2 protein-coding genes are annotated in these 2,481 nt (G+C 63.5%); both read right to left on the bottom strand.

What is annotated here, in order from left to right; translation table 11 throughout:
• Positions 1 to 293: 293 nt before the first annotated feature.
• Positions 294 to 1,463 (bottom strand): IS91 family transposase, encoded by a 1,170-nt coding sequence (locus PQR32_RS42005; protein ID WP_408241755.1) that lies wholly within the window; start codon positions 1,461 to 1,463, stop codon positions 294 to 296.
• Positions 1,464 to 1,478: 15 nt separating this feature from the next.
• Complete coding sequence (locus PQR32_RS42000; RefSeq protein WP_408241752.1) at positions 1,479 to 2,357, bottom strand: tyrosine-type recombinase/integrase; 879 nt, start codon at positions 2,355 to 2,357, stop codon at positions 1,479 to 1,481.
• Between the last annotated feature and the right edge of the window lie 124 nt (positions 2,358 to 2,481).

The following is a 2,481-nucleotide window of genomic DNA, read 5'->3' as shown; positions in this document are numbered from 1 at the left end:
GGGCAGGCGTTGGACAACGCTCGAGGGAGGAAACCGCGGAGTGGACCAGGACCGCAGGAATCTTGTGCAGCTATGGGGATTGAAGTGCTCTCATGAACTGCGGAGACTTACAATCTTCGGTCGAAGCGAGGGTTTGGTGGTCACGTAAGTATTCTGCAGCATCCGTGCTGCACGTCTATAGAGGTGTCGCGAGCGCGGCAAGGTCTGCTGGTAACGACAGGCACAAGCGTCTTCTCCTAGCGCTCGTTGCCGAAGAGCCGCCAGTCGGTCTGGACAGACAGAGTGATTCGTCTTCATACGTTGCGTCGGCAAGTGGGCGGAGCGCGAATTGGGTGGCTGCGCAGGAGGATGTCGATGATGATCATCGGCGCGCCGCAATGCCGACAGACGAACTTCGGGGCGGCAGTGCCCGGTGACGGACCTTCGCTCGCAATAATGGAAGCTGGCACGTCCAGCAGCGCCCGTATCGCAGCCAGATTCTGCCGACGCACGGGATTGGCCAGCAGACCATAGTGGCGAATCCGATGGAAGCCGACAGGCAGTACGTGCAGCAGGAAGCGCCGCATGAATTCCTGTGGCTCAAGCGTCATCGTCTTCTGGCGTGTGCGGCCGCTGGCCCGATAGTCCTTCCATCGGAAGGTCACGCCACGTTCGTCGATTGCTATGAGCCGCTGATTGGAGATGGCCACGCGATGCGTGTAGCGCGACAGGTACGCAAGCACCGCGTCCGGTCCCGCGAACGGGCGCTTCGCATAGACGACCCATTCGCACGCACGCAGCGGCGCGAGCCACTGTGCGAAGGCACTGGAATCGGCAATCCCCGCGTACTCACCAAAGAAATGCAATCGGCCCCGGCGATGTGCCTGGGCGAGCTCTTCCAGGAAGCGCCGCCGGAACAGCCGCGAGAGCACACGTACTGGCAGGAAGAAGCCGGGTCGGCAGGCAACCCACCGCTCACCGTCCGGCGAGAGGCCTCCGCCGGGAACGATGCCGTGTACGTGAGGATGGTGCGTGAGCGCCGAGCCCCATGTGTGCAGCACGAGCGTGGCACCGATCTGCGCGCCCAGATGCTTTGAGTCGGCGGCGATGGTGCGCAGGGTTTCGGCGGCCACATCGAACAGCAGGCCGTAGATCACTGCCTTGTTGTACCAGGCGATCGCGCTGATCGCAGCAGGTAGCGTGAAGACCACGTGGTAATACTCGACCGGCAGCAGATCGGCCTGGCGTGCCTCGAGCCACCGGTGCGCGGCGCTTGCCTGGCACTTCGGGCAATGACGGTTACGGCAGGAGTTGTAGGCAACTTCGATCTGTTCGCAGCCGGAACAGCGCAATACGTGTCCCCCCAGCGCCGCGCTGCGGCACTGTTCGATCGCCGACATGACCTTCAGCTGTCCCAGACTCAGCTGTACGGTCTGTCGCCACACGGGCCCATGCGCGCGGAACACGTCCGCGACTTCGGGCACGGCGGGGCGCCGCGTTCAGCCGTTGTTCTGGAGCTTCTCCAGTGGACTGATCACCTCGCGCAGCAGGTCGGTGGCGACCTGCGCATAGAGTGCTGTCGTCTCCAGCTTCTTGTGCCCCAGCAGAACCTGGATCACGCGAATGTCGACCTTCTGCTCCAGCAGGTGGGTTGCAAAGCTGTGGCGTAGCGTGTGCATCGAGACACGCTTGTCGATGTTCGCTGCCTCGGCGGCGGCGTGGATGGCCCGGTTGAGCTGCCGCGTGCTGAGCGGATCGACCGGATCGAGGCCCGGAAACAGCCAGCCGCCCTCCAGCATCCGGCCCTGCGCGTGCGCCACGCGCCACCAGACACGCAGGCGTTCAAGCAGCACCGGCGAGAGCATGGCGTAACGATCCTTGCGGCCCTTGCCCTGTTCAATGCGCAGGGTCATGCGCTGGCCGTCGACGTCGCCGACCTTCAACGCCACCACTTCGCTCGCGCGCAGGCCGGCACCATAGGCGACCGATAGTGCGGTCTGGTGCTTCAGGTTGCCGGTGGCGGCAATCAGACGGCCCACTTCGTCCGGGCTAAGGACGACCGGCAGGACGCGAGGCACTCGTACCGGTTGCATGCGTGCCATCAGATCGGGCTCGTGAAGCGTGATCTCGAAGAAGAACTTCAGTCCTGTGATCGCCGCATTGAGCGACACAGGTGACACGCCGTGGTCGACCAGATGCAACTGGTAGCGCCGCAGGTCCTCGACGGTGGCGGTGTCAGGAGAGCGTCCGAGAAAGCGGGTGAACTCGCGTACGACGCGCAGATAACCGGCCTGCGTCTTCGGTGCGAGCTGACGCATGCGCATGTCGTCGGTCATGCGCTGGCGCAGCGGACTGATGGGCTGAGGTGTGTGGGTCATGACTCTGCTCCCGTTGAACGACGAGGCGGATTGCCTCGCCCTTCAACATGAAAACAGAGTCGGTTTCCTCTCCAGAACTACAAGCATTGAACCGGCGCCCCATACCGCGCGAGCGGTTTAGTCC

It is taken from the genome of Paraburkholderia dipogonis, assembly GCF_046027395.1.
In the GTDB taxonomy this organism is placed as follows: Bacteria; Pseudomonadota; Gammaproteobacteria; order Burkholderiales; family Burkholderiaceae; genus Paraburkholderia; species Paraburkholderia dipogonis_A.
The sequence above is the reverse complement of the archived record's forward strand: the minus strand, read 5'-3'. Positions and strand labels throughout refer to the sequence as shown.